20 protein-coding genes and 1 pseudogene are annotated in these 19265 nt (G+C 63.4%); 9 read left to right on the forward strand and 12 right to left on the reverse strand.

The genetic code is table 11. From position 1 onward, the window contains the following. Positions 1-81: 81 nt before the first annotated feature. The 12 genes and pseudogenes from ABS88_RS19955 to ABS88_RS20010 form a co-directional block, all read right to left on the reverse strand. The gene (locus tag ABS88_RS19955; protein ID WP_286750383.1) at positions 82-816 is read right to left on the reverse strand and encodes a PepSY domain-containing protein; all 735 of its coding nucleotides are present in this window, start codon (positions 814-816) and stop codon (positions 82-84) included. Next, positions 813-1517 carry a PepSY domain-containing protein gene (locus tag ABS88_RS19960; RefSeq protein WP_286750384.1) on the reverse strand — a complete coding sequence of 235 codons (705 nt, stop codon included), beginning with the start codon at positions 1515-1517 and terminating at the stop codon, positions 813-815. The genes ABS88_RS19955 and ABS88_RS19960 overlap by 4 nt, the downstream gene beginning before the upstream one ends. An 11-nt stretch (positions 1518-1528) precedes the next feature. Next, positions 1529-4234, reverse strand: a complete 2706-nt coding sequence (locus tag ABS88_RS19965) for a TonB-dependent receptor domain-containing protein (RefSeq protein ID WP_353745120.1) — start codon at positions 4232-4234, stop codon at positions 1529-1531. A gap of 282 nt (positions 4235-4516) precedes the next feature. Continuing rightward, positions 4517-5116 carry an amino acid ABC transporter ATP-binding protein gene (locus ABS88_RS19970; RefSeq protein ID WP_502686171.1) on the reverse strand — a complete coding sequence of 200 codons (600 nt, stop codon included), beginning with the start codon at positions 5114-5116 and terminating at the stop codon, positions 4517-4519. A gap of 231 nt (positions 5117-5347) precedes the next feature. Further along, positions 5348-5686 carry a hypothetical protein gene (locus ABS88_RS19975; RefSeq protein ID WP_286750386.1) on the reverse strand — a complete coding sequence of 113 codons (339 nt, stop codon included), beginning with the start codon at positions 5684-5686 and terminating at the stop codon, positions 5348-5350. Between the two features lie 26 nt (positions 5687-5712). After that, positions 5713-6225 (reverse strand): DUF411 domain-containing protein, encoded by a 513-nt coding sequence (locus ABS88_RS19980; protein ID WP_286750387.1) that lies wholly within the window; start codon positions 6223-6225, stop codon positions 5713-5715. 13 nt (positions 6226-6238) lie between these two features. Then, on the reverse strand, positions 6239-6628 hold the full coding sequence (locus ABS88_RS19985; protein WP_286750401.1) for a DUF305 domain-containing protein: 390 nt from the start codon (positions 6626-6628) through the stop codon (positions 6239-6241). A 92-nt stretch (positions 6629-6720) separates the two neighbouring features. Further along, positions 6721-7932: a copper resistance protein B gene (locus ABS88_RS19990; RefSeq protein WP_286750388.1), complete on the reverse strand. Its 1212-nt coding sequence runs from the start codon at positions 7930-7932 to the stop codon at positions 6721-6723. Then, positions 7929-9770, reverse strand: coding sequence for a copper resistance system multicopper oxidase (locus ABS88_RS19995; RefSeq protein ID WP_286750389.1), 1842 nt, complete (start codon positions 9768-9770; stop codon positions 7929-7931). The genes ABS88_RS19990 and ABS88_RS19995 overlap by 4 nt, the downstream gene beginning before the upstream one ends. Positions 9771-9882: 112 nt before the next feature. Continuing rightward, positions 9883-10442: pseudogene (locus tag ABS88_RS20000) on the reverse strand (RNA polymerase sigma factor). Beyond that, positions 10439-10876 carry a periplasmic heavy metal sensor gene (locus tag ABS88_RS20005; RefSeq protein ID WP_054731762.1) on the reverse strand — a complete coding sequence of 146 codons (438 nt, stop codon included), beginning with the start codon at positions 10874-10876 and terminating at the stop codon, positions 10439-10441. The pseudogene ABS88_RS20000 and the gene ABS88_RS20005 overlap by 4 nt, the downstream one beginning before the upstream one ends. A 2-nt stretch (positions 10877-10878) precedes the next feature. Next, positions 10879-11145, reverse strand: a complete 267-nt coding sequence (locus ABS88_RS20010; protein WP_286750390.1) for a hypothetical protein — start codon at positions 11143-11145, stop codon at positions 10879-10881. 143 nt (positions 11146-11288) lie between these two features. On the opposite strand from ABS88_RS20010, the gene copC reads away from it, so the two are divergent. The 9 genes from copC to ABS88_RS20055 all read left to right on the forward strand — a co-directional run bounded on the left by copC (position 11289) and on the right by ABS88_RS20055 (position 19199). Next, complete coding sequence (gene copC, locus ABS88_RS20015; protein ID WP_286750391.1) at positions 11289-11672, forward strand: copper homeostasis periplasmic binding protein CopC; 384 nt, start codon at positions 11289-11291, stop codon at positions 11670-11672. A gap of 4 nt (positions 11673-11676) precedes the next feature. Beyond that, complete coding sequence (copD, locus tag ABS88_RS20020; RefSeq protein ID WP_286750392.1) at positions 11677-12645, forward strand: copper homeostasis membrane protein CopD; 969 nt, start codon at positions 11677-11679, stop codon at positions 12643-12645. 53 nt (positions 12646-12698) lie between these two features. Continuing rightward, complete coding sequence (locus ABS88_RS20025; protein WP_286750393.1) at positions 12699-13367, forward strand: helix-turn-helix domain-containing protein; 669 nt, start codon at positions 12699-12701, stop codon at positions 13365-13367. A gap of 89 nt (positions 13368-13456) precedes the next feature. Then, the gene (locus tag ABS88_RS20030) at positions 13457-14179 is read left to right on the forward strand and encodes a class I SAM-dependent methyltransferase (protein WP_286750394.1); all 723 of its coding nucleotides are present in this window, start codon (positions 13457-13459) and stop codon (positions 14177-14179) included. A gap of 226 nt (positions 14180-14405) precedes the next feature. Beyond that, positions 14406-16667, forward strand: a complete 2262-nt coding sequence (locus tag ABS88_RS20035) for a heavy metal translocating P-type ATPase (RefSeq protein ID WP_502686172.1) — start codon at positions 14406-14408, stop codon at positions 16665-16667. A 63-nt stretch (positions 16668-16730) separates the two neighbouring features. Next, entirely contained in the window at positions 16731-17198 is a 468-nt protein-coding gene (locus tag ABS88_RS20040) for a YybH family protein (protein WP_286750396.1), read from the forward strand. A gap of 129 nt (positions 17199-17327) precedes the next feature. Beyond that, on the forward strand, positions 17328-17693 hold the full coding sequence (locus ABS88_RS20045) for a hypothetical protein (protein WP_286750397.1): 366 nt from the start codon (positions 17328-17330) through the stop codon (positions 17691-17693). Positions 17694-17755: 62 nt separating this feature from the next. Further along, on the forward strand, positions 17756-18022 hold the full coding sequence (locus ABS88_RS20050) for a hypothetical protein (protein ID WP_286750398.1): 267 nt from the start codon (positions 17756-17758) through the stop codon (positions 18020-18022). Positions 18023-18086: 64 nt separating this feature from the next. Beyond that, complete coding sequence (locus ABS88_RS20055; protein ID WP_286750399.1) at positions 18087-19199, forward strand: TolC family protein; 1113 nt, start codon at positions 18087-18089, stop codon at positions 19197-19199. Positions 19200-19265 lie beyond the last annotated feature (66 nt).

A 19265-nucleotide genomic window follows, 5' to 3' on the forward strand; every position in this document is an offset into this window, starting at 1 on the left:
GGCTGGTGTCGCACGCCTGGCTCTCCCATCCCGGCACGCGCTTCGAGCTTTCCGCCGCCTTTTCGGTCGACGACTGACGCGTCAGGCCGTGCTGCGGGTCACGATGGGCTTTCGGCGACGGCGCAGCCAGCGGAAATCGGCGCGGCTGAAGCTTTTGAACAGCAGGTAGAACCCCGTCCCCGAAAGCCACAGCGCCCCGAAAGCGACGAAGATGATCAGCGGGTGATTGAAGCTCTTCCGGTTCACATAATCCATATTGTGGAGCATCCAGAAGAAGTCCCAAGTGCGCCAGGTATCACCGCGCATTACGAGGAAGCGCGCGGTGTCGAGCGAGACATAGGCGCTGCTGTTCTCGGCATCGGCAAAATCGATACGCCACATCGCGCCTTCATGGTCGCGTGATTCCAGGTTTGGCTTCGCAATCACGCTCACCTTGCGGATTGGTGCCTCGTTCATCATCGATGCGACTTCGCGGGCCATCCCCTCATCGACGCGAATATCCTCGCCGCTCGTAGCGTCGACCAGCCGCACGCCCTTGGTGGTGCGGAGTTCGTAGATCGGTCGGACGCCAAGATCGCGCAAAACCACCCCGGTGACGGGCTCACCGCGCGGCAAGCCCGCGACGTCGAAATACTCTTCGGCCGGCAAAGGGTGTGCATGCGACATCCCGCCGCCGTGACCCCCGACCTTATCCTTGTCGAGCAGCGCCATCACCGAGCCGCTGAGCGCCCAGAGCAGGAACTGGAGACCCAGGATCAGCCCGACCCATTTGTGGATGCGCCGGAAGAAGAGCGGCGTCAGTCGGATGCGTTTCATGCCTGCTTCCTCTTGCGGCGTTTGAAGGACCAGATCAGCAACCATGCCCCTGTCAGCGCCATGGCAAAGGCACTCCAAGTTGCGACGCGAAGCAGCGGGTTATTGACGTCGGTTCGCTCATCATAATCCATGATGTGGAGCATCCAGGCGAAGTCGAAGACGCGCCACAATGCGTGGCGGCGCGAAATGAGTTCGCCCGTCGTCGGCGACAGATAAAGCGTCGGGCGGTTCCAGCCTTCAAACTCGACCTGCCAATAGGGTGGCTTGCGCGCCTGCATTTCCTGAGGTGCCTCGGTCAAAAGTCGCACTGAGACGATCTTGCCGTCACCGGTGTAGATGCGCCGTGCCTGTTCGCGGACCTGGGACTCGGTCAGGGCAGGCAGCGGCGCACCCGAACGCGCGTCGAACAGGCGCGCCCCTTCAGGGCTCTCGGCGCGCCAAACCGGTTGGCCGAAAAAGCGCTGGAGACGGATTTCAGACACCCCCGGCGCGGCCGCGACGACCTTCGACGGCGCTGCGAGGCCGTCGAGGTCGAAGGGCTGGGCGACCGGGGAGCGCACCAGATGATCGCCATGGATGGTTTCGATGTGAACGACCACCATGTAGAAGCCGGTCAATGTCCAGAGCAAAGCCTGGACGCCCACGACCAGCGCCAGCCATTTATGCGTTCGCCGAACGAGCAGCGGCCAACGTATCGCCATCTTCCAATTCCTCAGAAGGCGGTGCGGAAGCCGACGTAGAAGCGCCGGCCGAGCAGGTCGTAGGTCATCGTATCGGTATTCGCATCGGTAAAGCTCTGGATATAGGGCGCCTTACGATCGAAGAGATTGTCGACGCCGAGCTGGAAGCGGGTCTTCTCGTCGATTTCGAAAGCGACCTGGAGATTGTGATAGAACATGTTCGGCGTGCGATAGCCGATTTCACCGGGTGCCGCATTGAAGTCGGTCGCCTTGCCAATCCACTGCGTCGACCATGTCGCGCTGATCCCATCTTTCTCGGCGGTCAGCACGCCATAGCCGCGCCACTTGGGATAACCGCCGTTGCCGCCACCGATGAAACCGTCGAAAATGATCGGTGCGCCGCCGGGGAAGGGATAGACGACATATTTGTTGAGATAGGTCAGGTTGACGTCGAGCGAGATGTTCACGCTGCCGATGCCGCCTGCGTAGACGAGGCCGAGGTCGAGGCCGTTCATTTCTTCGCGTCCGGTGTTGATCGGCTGGGCGGAGAGGAAGGTAACTTCGCCGGTCAACGGGCTGCGCGTGAAATCGTCGCAGAAGGGATGCGACAGATTCTCGCTCGCATAGCAGATGGCGAGTTTGGTCGAGCCCGGAATCGCGCGGATCGCATCCTTGATCTTGATGTCGAACCAGTCGGCGGTGAGCGAGAGCCCGGGCACCAGCCCTTTCGGCGAGATCACCGTCCCGACGGTCCAGGTGGTCGAGCTTTCGGGTTTCAGATTCTCATTGCCCCCGACGGTCGTGAGGATCGTCGTCCCGAGCTGAACGTAGTTAGCCGGAACCCCCGATGCCTGACAGTTCGAAATCAGTGTCGCATCGCCGCTCGTCGAATAGCGCGAACACGGGTCGGTCGTGGTCAGATTGCCTTCCGACACGCCGCCGTAGAGTTCGGGCACATTGGGAATGCGAAAGCCGGTGCCATAAGTGCCGCGCAGGCGGAAGCTGTCGCTGATCATCCAGTCGAGGCTGGCCTTGTAGTTCCAATCGCTGCCGAACAGATCATAGTCCGAAAACCGCACGGCGCCGCCCGCCGTCAGCGCCTCGAAAAAGGGCTTGTCGGCGAGGATCGGGACCGAAAGCTCGAGATATGCCTCCTTCGCCGTGGTGGAGCCCGAAATCGGATCCTGCTGGTTGGTGTTAGCGATGCCGAGCACGGTCAGCGGATCGGGGTCGCGCCAGCCCTTTTCCTTGCGATAGACGACCCCCGTCGCAAAGGAGACGGGTCCGGCGGGAAGATTAAACAGGCTGCCGTTGAGATCGGCGGTGACCGTCGCGAGCTCGTTGCCGCCGCGGTCGCGCGAGGTGAAGAGGATATAGTCAAGCACTTCGGGTGTCAGGTCGCCGAAACCAAGATAGTCGGCGCATGGGATCGAGGCGCCCGCCGCGAGGCTGCACTTGGTCGTGTCGAGCGTGTTGGCGACGCGTTCGAGGTTGGCAATGTTGGTTCCGCCATCGATCGCGGTGTTACGCCCGAAAGCGCCCGCGACCTCCCAGGCCCAGTCATTCGAAAGTTTGCCGCGCAACCCGAAACTGCCCTGCCAGGTGTCCGTTTCCTGGAAGAATTGACGCGGACCGGGCTCGGCGAGGCGCCGCTGGATGAGGACGATATTTTCGCCCGTCGGATTGGTCGGGTTGTTCGCCGAAATTGACAGGTTGCGAAGCGCTCCAGGGGTCGCGACCTGATTCGACTTGCGGGAGGTATAGAGGAATTCGCCGAATGCCTCGATATTGTCGGTGATGTCATAGTCGGCAAAAAAGGCCGTGCTGACACGTTCAACCGGACTCACTGCGTTCAGGAATGGATTCGAGTTGAAATTATGCTTGGCGGGGCTGTAGGGTTCGAAGAAATCCCCATCGCCGCCCGGAACCTGATTGAAATTGATCTGCTGTCCGTTCGGCAGCACGGCGCGCCCCCCAACGGTCGCGGCGCTATTAACACAGCTCAACGACCCCGGGGTAGTTTCGGCGAGCGAACAGGGCGCACGCGTCGCCATGTTGACGGCGCTGGTTTTCTGGTAGGTGACCGCAGCCATGAAACCACCGCGATCGTTGCGGACGCCCCACAGCAGGTCAGCGGTAAAATCCGAACCGTCGCCCTTTTCGCTGATGCCTTGGCGGACGCTCAGGCCAAGTCCTTCGTAGTCGGTCCGGGTGACGAGATTGACCACCCCCGCCATCGCGTCGGCGCCATAGATGGCCGACGCGCCGTCCTTAAGCACATCGGTGCGCGCGAGCGCGGCCACCGGGATCATGTTGAGGTCGGGCGACGAGTTGGCGCCCGTGCCGCCCGCGACGAGCCGACGGCCGTTTAGCAGCACGAGTGTCCGCTTGATGCCAAGACCGCGAAGATTGACCTGAGCGGTGCCCCAACCGTTATCCGCCCAATAGGCTGCGGTCTGGTTGCCTGCAAAGCCCGCGTTGGCCGGGAGGCGCTGAAGCACCGTTTCGATATTGACGAGTCCGGTATTCTCGATCTGCTCGGCCGAGACGACGGTCGCGGGCCCGACGCCCGCGAGGTCCTGGCGGCGAATGCGCGAGCCGGTCACGACGATGTCCGATCCGTTCGGAGCATCCTCGGCGGTGGGTGACTGCGTCGCGGCACCGCTCTGCGCGAGCGCTGGCGTTGCGAAGGTCGCGACCGCTACGGCGCTGGCGAGCAAAATTGTCCTGGTCATCATAGCGAAACCCCCTGATGGTTGGCTGATTCCCCTCAGAGAGCATTAAATGTATATACAGGTCAATACGAATTTATTGAATTATATCAATTAGTTATGAAGGAAATTTCGGGCGCATGATACTTATTAGATACGCAACCCAAAGCTCTACCCCTCATCAATTTTGAAATTTTTTTGCGGGCCTGCGTCTTTTCGCGCAAGGGGCCGGCTGGCCCTCCCTCGGCTTGCTCATGAAATGACATGAGTAAGTGGGTCGACACAGCTTGGGTGACCGACATAAGCCGCTCAATGCGGAAGTATCTGTTCGAGAAAGGTCCGTGCGCGCTCGTTTTTCGGCGCGGCGAAAAAATCGGCCGGCCTTGCTTCTCCGATGATCTGGCCCTGACCCATGAAAAGAATGCGATCGGCCGCCTCGCGCGCGAATCCCATTTCGTGCGTCACGCACACCATCGTCCGTCCTTCGCCGGCCAGGGCGGTCATCACATCGAATACGTCCTTGATCATCTCGGGATCGCGCGCCGATGTCGGCTCTTCGAAAAGAAGAATCCGGGGTTCCATCGCCAAAGCGCGAGCTATTGCGGCCCGCTGTTGCTGCCCTCCCGAAAGCTGCCCCGGATATTTGGCCGCCTGGTCGCCAATCCTCAATTTGTCCAAATAGGATATGGCGCGCGCCTCCACCTCCGGAAGAGACACGCCGCCGAGCAGGACGGGCGCGAGGGTGCAATTCTCCAGTACCGTCTGGGGGAACAGATTGAACTGTTGAAAGACCATGCCGACGGCGCGGAGCGCCGCAACTGCGCGAAGGCGGCGGCGGCCGACATGCCTGCCAAGACGGCGATTATCGAGCCACTCGTGCGAAGCAATTTCCTTATGGTCCCCTCCCATTTGCGAAAGCTCTCGGCTTCACCACCGAGCTATCTCGCGGCGTTGGCATGACCAGAAATAGTCACCACTCATCGCTATAAACGAGATGGTTATTCCATATGGTTATATCTCCCGCTGCAAGATCGAGCAGCGCCCGGCCGAGCCGCTGCCGATCGCTGCCCAAGGGTGCGACGTGACCACAATGGCCTTTTCGTGGCGCCGAAGACCCCGAACGCGCCGGCACATGCCCCCTTACTTTTTGTCCATATCGTGCCCTGCATGAGGATCGGGTTCGACAGGTTTGGGTGCTTCCGGCACGGCCTTTGCCCGCGGCACAGCGACCTTCGCGGCAGGTTCTTGCTTGGGGCGGGATTTCTCCGAAGGCACTGCCTCGTCGGTCGGCGCCGCCGGGGCAGACGCGGTGGGCGTCTCGTCCGCGACAGGCATGGTCTCGACCATTGCTGGGGGCTCACCGGCAGTAACCTCACCCTGTTCCGGTGCGACGTCGCTCTGCTGCGCGGGCTCAGTGCCGCATCCTGCCAGAGCAAATATCAGCACGGCGGCGCTCGCCAGGGGAATGAATCTCGTCATATCTGTCTCCTCTTCGTGTCGGCAGATCATGCGCGGAATTCAGAAACCTTGCCGTCGCTGCTGAACGCCATCACTTCGAATGCGTCCGCGCTTCCATCCGGCATTTCCATTCCCGGAGAACCGCGCGGCATGCCGGGCACGGCGATTCCGCGAATGTTGCGTGGCTTGTCGTGGAGGAGTCTCGCGACATGCCGCATCGGCACATGACCCTCGATCGCATAACCGCCGATAACGGCCGTGTGGCACGACGCCAGTTGGTCGGGCACGCCATATCGCGTCTTTACGGCAGCCATGTCGGCGCGGTTCTCGACGGTCACCGCATAGCCCTCGGCGCGGGCAATATCCGCCCAGGCTTCACAGCATCCGCACTCGGGGTCGCGATAGACGAGCATCCGTCTGACGCTCGTCGCATCAACGCGCGGCTCGCGAGCCGCGCCCTTTTTCTCGCCGGTCGCAACCGGTCCCGGGGAAGAATTGCATGCCGCAAGCGCCATCCCCGACCCGGCCGCAACCAGGCCGAGAAGGTGGCGGCGCGTCATCGGACTTTTCATGTCATTTCCTCGCGAGAATGGATTTCATCTGCTCGATTTCGGCCGCCTGCCCCGCGATGATGCCGCGGCAGAGTTCGCGTATTTCGGCATCCTTGAGCGACGCCTGTTCGCACATGAGAATCGCACCCGAATGGTGCGGAATCATCGAACGCAAGAAGGCCGTGTCGCCGATCGTCGTCTGTGTCCGGATGAGCCCGAAGCTCCCGAAGAAGGCAACTGCCGAGCCGAGCAGCAGGAGCGTATTAAGGCGCTTCGACGGAAACATGCCCGGCATTGCGACGATCATCAACACCACCATCGGTGAGACCATCATCAGCGTCATGTAGACCATGTTGAGGTTGTTGTAGAAGCTCGAGAGGCGGTCGATCATGACGAACATCACCAGATACATGATGACGCCGCTGACGATCGTCTGCAGCGCGAGGCTGCGATAGGCTGGTTTCACGGCATTTCTCCTCGACGTGTCGCCACCCCGCGAAACTTCTAGAACCAGGCCCGCACCCCCATCACGAAACTGACACCGCTCGCATCCTCGCCCGCGGCGCGGGCGAAACGCGCGGTATCGCCGACCTTGCGCGCCCATTCGACGCCGACATAAGGCGCGAATTCCTTCACGACCTCGTAACGCAGGCGAAGCCCGAGCTCGAGATCCGAAAGCCCCGAACCGACGCCGGTCTCTGGCACGTCCTGAGCCGAGAAATTGACCTCCGCCATCGGCTGGAGGATGAGCTTCTGCGTGATGCGCTGGTCGTAATAGCCTTCGAGCCGGGCGAGCAGGTCACCCTTGTTCGAGAGGAAAAGCGCGCCTTCGACTTCGAACCAATATGGGGCGAGCCCCTCGAAGCCGATCGTCGCATAGGTGCGGTCGGGCCCGGGCCCAAGATCCTGCCTGATACCCGCCTGCGCGTTGAAATAGGGTCCGATCGCGCGGCTGTAGAGCGCCTGCACCTCGGCGCCTTCGATGCCTTCGCCGAATACACCTTCGCCTTCGCTCTTGAGCGTCAGCCGGTTGATGTCGCCGCCATACCAAGCCTCACCGTCCCAACGGAAACCATCGCGCCCTTTGCGCACCTGATATTCGGCGAGGTTGAAGCTGATGAAAGCGATGGTCTGCGCGCCATTCTCTTTCATCATGTCGTGGCGCGAATGCTCCATTTCGGCTTTGGGGTAGATGCGATCGGCATACCAGTCGCTTGGGGGCGCGGGTGCGGCGGCATCGCCCGGCGGCAAGTCGGTGCCGCTGGCGCCGATCGTCGTCGCCATAGCTTCCATTCCGGCCATGGGATCCGCAGACCCGCCTTTCGGAGTGCAATGGCCCATTTTGGCATGTTCGGGCGGACAATCGGGATCGGACGGCTGCGGTGCGCCATGATCCATCGCACCCATGTCCGAAGCGCTCTTGTCCGAAGCCTTCGCCTCCGGCGTACAATGACCCATCGCGGCATGTTCGGGTAGGCAGCTTGAAGCCTCGGGCTCCATGTCCATGCCCTGCATGCTCCCATGGTCCATCTGCTCCATCGACCCTTCGGCGGGCGCTTCGGGCGCGGGCTGCGCTACCGGCGCTGGCGTGGGCGAGGGAGCGGGCGTCGGCGCGGGCGCCGCACCATGCATCGAATGATCCATCGACTGCGCCGCGGCGGGCACAGCAAAGGACAGCGGGGCGATACCCGCGAGGAGAAGCGCGACCCGGGTCATTCGCCGTCTCCCTTCGGACGGACGCTGACGACGCGCATCATCCCCGCGTGCATGTGATAGAGAAGGTGGCAGTGGAACGCCCAGTCGCCGAGCGCGTCGGCGGTGAAATCGAAGCTCGCGGTCCCGCCCGGCTGAACGAGGACGGTATGCTTGCGCGGCGAACGATCGCCCTTGCCCGTGACCAGTTCGAAGAAATGGCCGTGCAGGTGGATGGGGTGGCTCATCATCGAATCGTTGATGAGGTTGATCCGCACGCGCTCGCCCTCGATGAAGGGGATGGGCTCGTGATAGTCGGACATCTTGATGCCGTCGAACGACCACATGAAGCGCTCCATGTTGCCGGTCAGATGGATGTCGAGCGCGCGCGAGGCGGCACGCACGTCGGGATTGCGCTCAAGCGCCACCAGATCATGGTACGTCAGCACCTTGTGCCCGACATCCTCCAGCCCCTGTCCGGGTTCGCCCATACGATCCATCGGCATCGGCGAGATCGTCTGGACGCCAGGATTCTTGTCGACCTGCGGCGCGACGTCGAAATCGCGCATGCTGTGCTGCATGCCTCCGCCCGATCCATGATCCATGCCCGCCATCGCGCCGCTTTCCCCCGCTGGCGTGCAATGACCCATCTTGGCATGTTCGGGGGGACAGGAAGGGTCGCTCGCCGGCATAGGCATGGCACCCATATCACCACCCGAATGATCCATACCTGCCATCGAGCCGCCCGACATGTCGCCCATGCCCATGTCCTTCATCGTCGCGAGCGGCCGCTCGCGGAGCGGCGGCACCTCGGCGACCATGCCGGCGCGCGGTGCGAGCGTCGCGCGCCCCATGCCCGAGCGGTCGTTGGCTTCGGCGACCAAAGTATAGGCGCGGTCCTCGACCGGAGTGACGATGACGTCGTAGGTTTCGGCAACCGCGATCTGGAACTCGTCGATCTCGGTCGGCACGACATTGAGGCCGTCAGCCTGGATGACGGTCATCCTGAGGCCGGGGATGCGGACGTTGAAAATCGTCATCGCCGACGCATTGACGATACGCAGCCGCACACGCTCGCCCGGGCTGAAGAGCGCGGTCCAGTTGTCGCGCGGACCATGGCCGTTGACGAGGAAAGTGTAGGTCGAACCATTGACGTCGGCGACGTCGGTCGGGTCCATCCGCATGGCACCCCACTCGATCCGCTCCTTCAGCGACTGGTCCTTGCCGGCAAGGAGACCGCTCAGCGTCTGGCGCTGCATGTTGAAATGGCCGGGATTGACCTTGAGTTTGCGGAAGATCGCCTCGGGCGAAATCTGGCTGTGGTCGGAGAGTACAACGACATGCTCGCGATCATAGCCGATCGGGTCGACGCCCGCGGGATCGATGACGATCGGGCCGTAATGGCCGAGCTGCTCCTGCAATCCCGAATGGCTGTGATACCAATAGGTCCCCGACTGAACGACCGGGAATTCATAGACAAAGGTCGAACGCGGCTTGATACCGGGAAAGCTGACGCCGGGCACGCCGTCCATCTGGAACGGCAGGATCAGACCGTGCCAGTGGATCGAGCTGTCCTCGTCGAGATCGTTGACGACGGTCAGGCGCGCTGTCTGCCCTTCCTTAAGCCGGACGAGCGGCGCGGGCACGGTGCCGTTGATCCCGATCGCGCGGCTGAGCTTGCCATCGATGCGCATCGTCTGGCGCGCGATGCGCAGCGTGATGTCGTTACCCGATACGGTCGGGAGGGGCGCGGTAATGCCGGACGACACCGGCTGGGCCCAAGCCGGGAACCATGCGGCCATCGCCGCAGCAGCCCCTCCGCCCAAAGCTCCACTGACGAACCGACGCCTTTCCATCTGCATATTCTTTCCGACCGTTACTGACTGTTCCTAAAGCTATACGCAGGCGGCACGGCTGCCCCTCAACAAAAATGCCGACGATGAGGAGATGCCGCCTGAAGGAGCGGTCGAACCGTCAACCCTCCGCGCTCGCGGATGTTCCTGCGAGTAATTCCCGGAGCCTGGTCCGCGCTCGGTAGAGGCGGGTTTCGACCGTTTTCTCGCTGACGCGCAAAATAACCGCGGTTTCGGCCTGGCTGACCTCGTCGACACCGCGGAGGAGCAAGACCTCGCGCAAATTCTGCGGCAGTTGATCGATCGCGCCGCGAACCTTGGCGAGCTCTCGCCTGTCGGTCGCCGCAGAATCAGGCGCAGGACCATCGCTTGCTACGTGATGCGCATTTTCGAGCGGGAGCGCGCGGGAGAAAAAGGCGCGCACCTTTCGCCGTCGTGCCCAGTCGCGACATTTGTGCGGAAGGAGCGTTCGCCATCATAGCGATCGAGCGCCGAAAAACCGGAGACGAACGTCTCCTGCGTCAAATCCATCGCCTCGTCGGCATCCCCGATCTGCTTTACGATGAGCCGGTAGACACCCGTTTTGTAACGGCGCAGCAACTCGCGATAGGCGTCCTCGCGGTGCGCGCGCGCAAAGGCCGCCAGATCCTGGTCGCTACATTGCGATAGGTCGGCGCTCACCGCGCATCGGCGGTCAGCGCCTTGACCACGCTCTTGTCGAACATCTCCGCTTGATCGGGGTTGAGAACCCCGCGCATCGCGAAGAGATGCTGGAGCGTTTCCTTCTGCAACGTCCCCATCACCTCATGCGTCTCGTCGATCGCCTCGGTGACGCGCGGTCCATAGCCATGTTCGGCTTCGATTGCCTGCGCGAGCCGGACGTTCGCAGCGCGCATCTCGAGTTCAAGCGCCTGACGTCGACCGGCGAAGTCGGCTTCGATCCGCTCGAGTTTCGTTTCCTGCTCCGGGGTCAGGTCGAGTTGACCGTGAAGAAGCGCATGAAGTTCGGTTTCGCTGGCTCTGGGCGCATCGGCCACCAGACGGCCGACGAACACGCCGGCAATCGCCGCGGCGAAAGCAATGAGCCCAACGAGAAGAAGACGGCGCGACGGCATCGTTACTGCACACCCAGCAAGGTGGAAGGCGCCAATGCGCTAGGCGGACCAAACGGGGTAAGGGGACTTGCCGCGACCGCCGGCTGGGAAATCGCGCTCCCCGCAACAATACCGCCGCCGAGCGAAACAAAGGCCGCCAGCGCCATCAGGCGGCGCATCGCCACCGCTTCACGTCGGCGGATCGCCAATGCGCCCATGATGCGATCGTCGAGCGCATCGAGTGCTGCGGGCAGATCGATCCTGTTCAAAATGCGAAGCTCCTCATCCATCGATTGTCTCTTCAAACCTTTCCATCATTGTACATACGCGCCGAAGTGCTTCACCCCTCACATCAGAATAATCCGCCAGAATATTTGAGGGCTATTCACACGTCCTGCGTATTAGCAGGACAGACACGCAATTGGAGGTCCTCATGCTTAAGTCTCTTCTCCCCTCGGCGGCAGCGGCTCTCGCCCTCGCGGTCATGCCAACCGCAGCGAGCGCACATACCAAGCTCGTCGGTTCGACACCCGCGGCCAATTCGACCGTCTCGAAAGTGACGTCGGTCAGCCTGAAGTTTAATGAAAAGGTGATCGCCTCGACGGTGAAGACCGAGCTGGTCATGACCGGAATGCCGGGGATGGCCAATCACGCGCCGATGAAAATTCCCTTCACCTCGGCGATGGGCACGGACGGCAAGTCGATGACGCTTGCGCTGAAGCGCGCGCTGACGCCCGGGACCTACAAGGTCAAATGGTCGGCGGCGGGCGCCGATACCCACCGCATGGGCAGTGAATTCAGCTTCACCGTAAAGTAAGGCGGTGGGCGACCCCGTCCTGATCGGCATCAGGTTCGCGCTTTATGCGGACCTGATGCTCATCGCCGGCCTCGCTGCGTTCCCGCTCTATGCGCTGACACGAAGCGAACGCCTTGAGCCGCAGCCGATGATGGCCGCGATCTGGCGCGCAGAGCGAGGGCTCTGCGCCGCTGGACTGCTTGTCTCCACCCTCGGGATGGGCGTGCTCGCAGCTTCGATGCAAGGCGTGGGTCTCCTCGCCCTGGAGTTCCAGCCTTTCTGGGACCTTGTTCGCGAAACCGACGTCGGGACGGCCTGGATCTATCGGAGCGCCGCGCTCCTGCTCGCGCTGGGGGCCGCGATCTGGATGCCCCGCTGGCCGGCAGCCGCGGCCGCCACGATCGCGGCTGCCGGCTCGGTGGCCGTCGCGACCCTGGTCTGGTCCGGCCACGCAGGCGCGACTGAAGGCGCCGCCGGCACCATCCACCGGATCAGCGACATATTGCACCTGATCGCAGCCGCGGTCTGGATTGGCGCGATCGGTGCCTTCCTTCTCCTGATCTCACCACAACGCCTCCGCGAATGGCCGGGCGGACTCCGAATTGCGGTGCGGAGCCTCGATCAATTTTCCCTCATCGGCACGATCTGCGTCCTCGTCATCGCCGCCACCGGCCTCATTAACAGCCAGATGATCGTCGGCGCCGAGAATCTCGGCCGGTCTCTCGGCTCGCCCTATGGACAATTACTGCTTGCCAAGCTCGCGCTGTTCGGACTGATGCTGATGCTCGCAGGCGCCAATCGCTGGCGATTGACGCCTGCGTTTGCGGCAACCGTCGCGAACTCCGATTTCGATAGCCCTGACGTCGAATCCGACCAGGCGCTTGCGGCCATGCGCAGGAGCCTGATCATCGAAGCGTCGGCCGCGCTCGCCATACTCGCGCTGGTTGCCTGGTTCGGCACGCTCGAGCCCTTCGTCGCCGCCGATCCGGTTTGACCGCCAGCACCGCCTCCTGGTCCGGTTCGATCATGCTCGGGACCGGCTGGGCGTTGATCGACGCGCGCATCGGGAGCAGCCGTCCCCACAGCCATGTGGCGCATCAGATAAGCCTTGCCGTCGAACGCGACCTCGAGATTTCCGGCGACGCCGACATGATAGTCCCTGCCGGACATGCCGTTGCCATAGCGTCGCATGTCCAGCATCGCCTGGGGCCGCAGGGCGCCCTCGTGAGGTCATTTTATCTCGACCCGCTTTTTCGCGCCGATGCGCGCCTGTCCATCGGATCGGCACCTGTCCTGTTGACGCCGGTGGAGATGGCCGGCCTCGGCGAGATCGCAAGCGCTGCGGACGCGAAGCGCTGGGCGTCCGACTATCTCGACCAGTCGCAGGCGCGTCCCGTGGATGCGCGCCTTGCCGAGGCGCTCGCGGCCCCTAACGATTTGTCGACCGCGCGCGCCTTGGCCGACGTCGCTTGCCTCTCTCCCTCGCGCCTGCGCGAAATCGTCAGCCGCGACTTCGGTGTGCCTCCGGCCAAATTGCTGCAATGGCTCCAGCTTCAGCGCGCAATGCGGGCGCTGGCCGGCGGCGGAGGTCTCGCCGACGCCGCGGCGGCGGGAGGCTTTGCCGATCAGTCGCACTTCACGCGCCGCTGCGCCCAATGGCTCGGAGTGACACCCTCGGCTGGCCTCAGCGCCTTCGCTTTCGAAATCATGCCCTGAGCCGGATGCGCGTCGCACCGCATCGCTCCGGCGAAACATTCAAGACCGGCGCGCCTGCTTGCCCCTAAGCGGCTCGTCGAGACCGGCGCGTGGCCGCAATCCAGCGGCAAGCAAAGCGTCGAAAGGAGACGGCCATGCCCGACCCGAGACCCGTAGCGAGTTCCTACACGCCAGCGGCAGGATATCACATCCTAACGCCCTTTTATGATTTCGGCGTCGCGGTGACGACGCGCGAGCGCGTGTGGCGCGACCGTCTCGTTCACCATATGGCGCTCGCCGAGGGTGAGGTCATTCTCGACATTGGTTCTGGTACGGGAAATCTTGCGCTGGCGATCGCCCGCCATAGCCGGGGCGTCCGCTATCTTGGTATCGACCCCGACGAGGCCGCGACGCGAATTGCCCGAACCAAGACCGCGCAGATTGTTCCATCGCCGGAGTTTCGCGTTGGCTTTTTCGCGGCTTCGGCGATCGATGACTGGCCTTCGCCTGCCAAGATAGCGATCTGCCTCGTCCTTCATCAGGTCGGGCTTGAGGAAAAGGCACGTCTGCTGCGCGAAGCTTGGCAGGTGCTCGCGCCCTTCGGCAAACTCTATGTCGCCGACTATGGGGAACAGCGCAGCCGCCTTATGCGGTTGCTGTTCCGTCTGACGATCCAGCAACTCGATGGCGTCCAGGACACCCAGCCCAACGCCGACGGAATGCTCCCGGTACTGATGAGAGAGGCCGGCTTTCGCGATATCCGCGAGCTTGAGACATTTCGCACGCCAACCGGTGCGATCGCTATCATCGAGGCCGGCAAGCCCCGGACCTAACCGCACGGGGCAAAGAAAATCCGAGGGATAACACCCGTTCTTGCGTATCGATAGGAGCGGCTCCATTCTGGAACCGCTAGAAAAGACGCCAGCGGCGAACTCGACCGGCGGCGTTCGGACGGCCCCACGATCAGGCGGGCATCCGATATGTACGGGAGCGGCGACGGTGCACGATCATCAGGGCGCGGAAAAAGGCAGCGGGAGCACGACCGATCCGGTCTGCGGCATGACGGTCGATCCGGCCACCACGCCGCACATCGCGACGCACGGCGGCGAACATCACTATTTTTGCAGCGCAGGGTGCCTCGCCAAATTCGAGGCCGATCCGGATCGCTATGCCGCAAAACGCGAGCCGGCCGCAGCCGATGCACCCGAGGGAGCCATCTGGACCTGCCCGATGCATCCCGAGATCCAGCGGGCTGGTCCCGGAAGCTGCCCCATCTGCGGCATGGCACTCGAGCCCGTCATGCCAACCGCATCGGACGGCCCCAGCGAAGAATATCGCGATATGCGGCGGCGCTTCTGGATCGGGCTCCTTCTCGCCCTTCCCGTGGTCGCGCTCGAAATGGGCGGCCATTTGACGGGCCTTCACCAATATGTCGGTCGCCAGACAAGCAACTGGATCCAGATGCTGCTCGCAACCCCCGTCGTGTTATGGGCGGGCTGGCCCTTCTTCGAGCGCGCCTGGCTTTCGATCCGCAACAAGAGCCTCAACATGTTCACCCTCATTGCGATGGGGACGGGCGTCGCCTGGGGCTACAGCATGATCGCGGCGATCGCCCCGCAAATCTTCCCGGCCGCCTTCCGCGCCGCCGACGGCTCGGTCGCGGTCTATTTCGAGGCGGCCGCGGTCATCACGGTGCTGGTGCTGCTCGGGCAGGTGCTCGAACTCAGGGCCCGCGAGACGACGAGCGGCGCAATCCGCGCACTCCTCGACCTAACGCCGAAGCTCGCCCGGCGCGTCCGCAGCGACGGGAGCGACGAGGAGGTCGCACTCGAGGATGTTGCGGTCGGCGACATACTGCGTATCCGTCCGGGCGAGAAGGTCCCGGTCGACGGGATCGTCATCGAAGGTCGCGGCACCGTCGACGAGTCGTTGGTCACGGGCGAGTCGATGCCGGTCACCAAGGAAGCCGGCGCCGCGCTCATCGGCGGGACGATCAACCAGACCGGTGGCCTCCTGATGCGCAGCGAGAAGGTCGGGCGCGACACAATGCTCGCCCGAATCGTGCGGATGGTCGCCGACGCTCAGCGCAGCCGGGCGCCGATCCAGCGCCTCGCCGATACTGTGTCGGGCTGGTTCGTGCCGGGCGTCATCGTCGTTGCCATCGCCGCTTTCATCATCTGGTCGCTACTCGGCCCCGCGCCCGCCATGGCCTATGGCCTCATCGCCGCAGTATCGGTGCTCATCATCGCCTGTCCCTGCGCGCTCGGCCTTGCGACGCCAATGTCGATCATGGTCGGCGTCGGTCGCGGCGCCGAGGCCGGCGTGCTGATCAAGAATGCGGAGGCGCTCGAGCGGATGGAAAAGGTCGACACGCTCGTCGTCGATAAGACCGGAACCCTCACCGAGGGTAAGCCGTCGGTCGTCGCCATCGAAGTCGCCGACGGCTTCGAGGAGAAGGACCTCCTGCGGATCGCCGCCAGTCTCGAACGCAGCAGTGAACATCCGCTCGCGGCTGCCATCGTCAAGGCCGCCGAAGACCGGGGCCTCGCGCTCGTCGAGCCATCTGGGGTCGACCAGCCGGTAGGCAAAGGCATCGTTGGGGTCGTCGACGACAAGGCCATCGTCCTCGGCAACGCGAGTTTCCTCGAAGAATATGATGTCGATCTGCGCGCGCTTGCGGAGGCCGCCGACCGGCTTCGCGGAGACGGCGCGACGGCGATCTACATTGCGGTCAACGGTAAGGCCGCCGGTGTCATCGCCATTGCAGATCCCATCAAAGAGACGACGGGCCAGGCGCTCGCGGCCCTGCGCGAGGCCGGAATCCAAGTCATCATGCTCACTGGCGACAATCGCGTCACCGCCGAGGCGATCGCGCGGCGTCTCGGCATCGACGACGTCGAGGCCGATGTCCTCCCCGACCAGAAGAGCGCGGTAGTCCAGCGGCTGCGTGAGCAAGGTCGGGTCGTCGCGATGGCCGGCGACGGGGTCAACGACGCCCCCGCACTCGCCGCGGCCGACGTCGGCATCGCGATGGGGTCGGGAACCGATGTCGCCATCGAAAGCGCGGGTGTGACGCTGCTGCGCGGCGACCTTCTGGGCATTGTCCGGGCGCGCCACCTCAGCCATGCGACGATGGCGAATATCCGCCAGAATCTCTTCTTCGCCTTCGCCTATAATGTCGCGGGCATTCCGGTGGCGGCGGGCGTGCTCTATCCGGTCTTCGGGCTGCTCCTGTCGCCGATCATCGCCGCCGCCGCGATGGCGCTCTCGTCGGTGAGCGTAATCGCCAATTCGCTGCGGCTGCGGTTCGTAAAAATCTAATCGAAGCATCACGGCGGACGGATGCCGCCAGCGCACAAAATGGGAGAATAAGGGAGAATAAGGATGAGACGTATCAGACGTATCAAACAGGCGGTGATCGGACTGGCGCTGGTCATTGCGGCTCCCGCCTACGCGGCGCCAACCCCTGATTATCAAGCGGCGACCGCGACGCTGGCGCAATATAAGCAGGCGATCGAGAGCCGCGACCTGTCGGGCGTCGAAGCCTTGTTCGCGCCCGACGCCCAGATCTTCGAGTCGGGCGGCATCGAAGGAAATTTCGTCCATTATCGCGACCATCATCTCGCGCCCGAGCTCAAGGCGTTCAAGTCCTTCGCCTTCAAGGGCTATAAGGTTTCGGTGCGCGGCGAAGGCGAGATCGCGATCGCGACCGAAACCTACTCCTACACGATCATACTCGCGAGCGGCGAAACGGTCGAACGCGATGGCGTTGCGACGAGCGTGCTTAAATGGACGGAGGGCAAATGGCGGATTATCAACCTGCACAGTTCTTCGCGCAAGCCGAATGCCTGATGGCGGCGGGCGGGGCAGGGATTATCTGGTCCGGGTGTAACCGCAGCGGGGCTGCTCGCGAACAGCTCGGCAGTCCAGGCGCCGCAGTTTCAGTTTGACGCCAAGACTGCCAAGGAACATGCTTCGACCGTGAAACGCTGGCTTTCTCTGCTGCTGCTCTTCGGAGCTGTGCTGGGCCTTCTGGCCCAGGAAGCCGCGTTCGCGTCGGCGCCGGCAATGCCTATCGCGGACACCGCGATCGCGGCCTCAGCCATGAGCGACGAATGCGCGGAAATGATGGGCATCGACAAGTCGCAGGGCAAGGAGCCGTGCCAGGGCCTCACGCTCGACTGCATCGCCAAAATGGGCTGCGCGCTCCCGCCCGCCGTCGTATCGCCGGCCATGCCGCTCGCGGCGATGGCCCATATGCCGGAACTGCTCGATCCGCTTCCGATCCGGCGGCTCACTGGCCGCACGATCGGCCCCGAGCCCGATCCGCCGCTACTTCTCGGCTGAACTGCACGATGCGCGCCGACTGTTCGGCGTGTTCCCAAGCTTTTCAACCGAGGAATTTCAACATGAAACCGATTTTTGCCGTTGCCGCGCTCGCGGCAGCAACGCTTGCCGCTCCCGTTTTCGCACAGGAAGCACCGGGCGGCCGTTATGAATGGCAGACGCGCCAGGTGCCAGGACCGAACAAGTCCAATACCACCTCGCGGGTCCGCGTCTGGGTGAAGGACAAGTCCGCCCAGATGGCCAACTGCGACTGCGACATGATGAACGCCGATCCGGCCGATTGCATGAAAAAAATGACCGGCGGCCACATGGCGCACCCCGCGGCGTAATATCTCCATCCCCGGCGCCTATGCGCCGGGGATGGTCTCGCCCGATCCAAAAAAGGGGGAAATCATGCGCCTTTTCTTTGCGGCAGCCGTGCTTGCGCTGCCCACGGCCCTGCACGCCGAACCGATGTCGCTCGATGATGCGCTTCGGCTGGCGGAAACGCGCGCACCCGAATTACAAGCCCGAGAAGCCGGGCTCGATGCCGTCCAATCGGCGGCGATCGCCGCCGACCGCCTTCCCGACCCGAAGCTCAATCTCGCCATCCAGGATTTTCCGGTCACGGGTCCCGACGCGGGGCGGTTCAATCGCGACAATTTCACGATGCAGGTCATCGGGATCAGCCAGGACTTCCCGAACCCCGCCAAGCGACGCGCGCGCGCGACGCGCGCGCAGGCCGAGATCGGAATCGCCCGCGCCGACGAATCGGTCACCGCGCAGAACATCAGGCTCGCGACAGCCCTCGCCTGGGTCGACCTCTTCTACGCCAAGAAGCGCCTCAAGGAACTCGACCTGCTCGACGAAGGTCTCGAGGATCTGCAGGCGACGGTGACCGCGCGGCTTGCCAGCGGCTCGTCGCGCCCGGCGCAGGCGCTGGAACCCGAGCAGCTTCGCGCCGCGGTCAGCGATCGCCGCAGCACCCTCGCGGCCGAGATTGCGCGCGCCCGCGCGCAGCTCGCACGCTTTACCGGCGATGCCGCGGCGGACACCATGGGCGACCTGCAACCGCAGAGGGTCGATGAAACGGTGCTGCGCGCCGGCATCGACGCCTTGCCGCGGCTGCGCGCGCTCGACGCCCGCACGCTCGCGGCCGACGCCGAGACGAGCCTCGCACGCGCCGACAAGCGTCCCGACTGGAGCGTCAATGCGGCCTATGGCCGCCGCGAACCCAATTTTGGCGACCTCGTCACGCTCGGAGTCAGCATCGACCTGCCGCTCTTCGCCAAAAAACGACAGGATCCCAAGATCGCGGCGCGCGTGAGCGAGGCGACCCGCGCGCGTCTCGAACGCGAAGCGGCGAAACGCGATATCGCGGCGGCGCTCGACGCCGATCTGGCCGATCATCGCATGCACAGCGAGCAGCTGGCCAATGCGCGGTCGCGGCTGGTGCCGCTCGCGAAGAAGCGCGCCGAGCTCGACCTCGTCAGCTGTCCGCCGTCAGCGCCAATGGCACAGATTTGAGGTTGTGATTTAAGGAGGATTTGGGCTTCGTCGTAGTGACGAAGGAACGAAGATGAAGCCCAAATC

This window comes from Sphingopyxis sp. SCN 67-31 (genome assembly GCF_001725095.1).

What these genes read in the sequence shown, in the direction of transcription:
- ABS88_RS19970 (WP_502686171.1), bottom strand. Translation starts at nt 5,116, where the DNA reads ATGGGAGGGGACCATAAGGAAATTGCTTCGCACGAGTGGCTCGATAAT.
- ABS88_RS19955 (WP_286750383.1), bottom strand. Translation starts at nt 816, where the DNA reads ATGAAACGCATCCGACTGACGCCGCTCTTCTTCCGGCGCATCCACAAA.
- ABS88_RS19980 (WP_286750387.1), bottom strand. Translation starts at nt 6,225, where the DNA reads ATGACGCGCCGCCACCTTCTCGGCCTGGTTGCGGCCGGGTCGGGGATG.
- ABS88_RS20010 (WP_286750390.1), bottom strand. Translation starts at nt 11,145, where the DNA reads ATGGATGAGGAGCTTCGCATTTTGAACAGGATCGATCTGCCCGCAGCA.
- ABS88_RS20035 (WP_502686172.1), top strand. Translation starts at nt 14,406, where the DNA reads ATGACGGTCGATCCGGCCACCACGCCGCACATCGCGACGCACGGCGGC.
- ABS88_RS20005 (WP_054731762.1), bottom strand. Translation starts at nt 10,876, where the DNA reads ATGCCGTCGCGCCGTCTTCTTCTCGTTGGGCTCATTGCTTTCGCCGCG.
- ABS88_RS19960 (WP_286750384.1), bottom strand. Translation starts at nt 1,517, where the DNA reads ATGGCGATACGTTGGCCGCTGCTCGTTCGGCGAACGCATAAATGGCTG.
- ABS88_RS19975 (WP_286750386.1), bottom strand. Translation starts at nt 5,686, where the DNA reads ATGACGAGATTCATTCCCCTGGCGAGCGCCGCCGTGCTGATATTTGCT.
- ABS88_RS20050 (WP_286750398.1), top strand. Translation starts at nt 17,756, where the DNA reads ATGAAACCGATTTTTGCCGTTGCCGCGCTCGCGGCAGCAACGCTTGCC.
- copC (WP_286750391.1), top strand. Translation starts at nt 11,289, where the DNA reads ATGCTTAAGTCTCTTCTCCCCTCGGCGGCAGCGGCTCTCGCCCTCGCG.
- ABS88_RS19985 (WP_286750401.1), bottom strand. Translation starts at nt 6,628, where the DNA reads ATGTATCTGGTGATGTTCGTCATGATCGACCGCCTCTCGAGCTTCTAC.
- ABS88_RS20055 (WP_286750399.1), top strand. Translation starts at nt 18,087, where the DNA reads ATGCGCCTTTTCTTTGCGGCAGCCGTGCTTGCGCTGCCCACGGCCCTG.
- ABS88_RS19995 (WP_286750389.1), bottom strand. Translation starts at nt 9,770, where the DNA reads ATGCAGATGGAAAGGCGTCGGTTCGTCAGTGGAGCTTTGGGCGGAGGG.
- ABS88_RS19965 (WP_353745120.1), bottom strand. Translation starts at nt 4,234, where the DNA reads ATGATGACCAGGACAATTTTGCTCGCCAGCGCCGTAGCGGTCGCGACC.
- ABS88_RS19990 (WP_286750388.1), bottom strand. Translation starts at nt 7,932, where the DNA reads ATGACCCGGGTCGCGCTTCTCCTCGCGGGTATCGCCCCGCTGTCCTTT.
- ABS88_RS20040 (WP_286750396.1), top strand. Translation starts at nt 16,731, where the DNA reads ATGAGACGTATCAGACGTATCAAACAGGCGGTGATCGGACTGGCGCTG.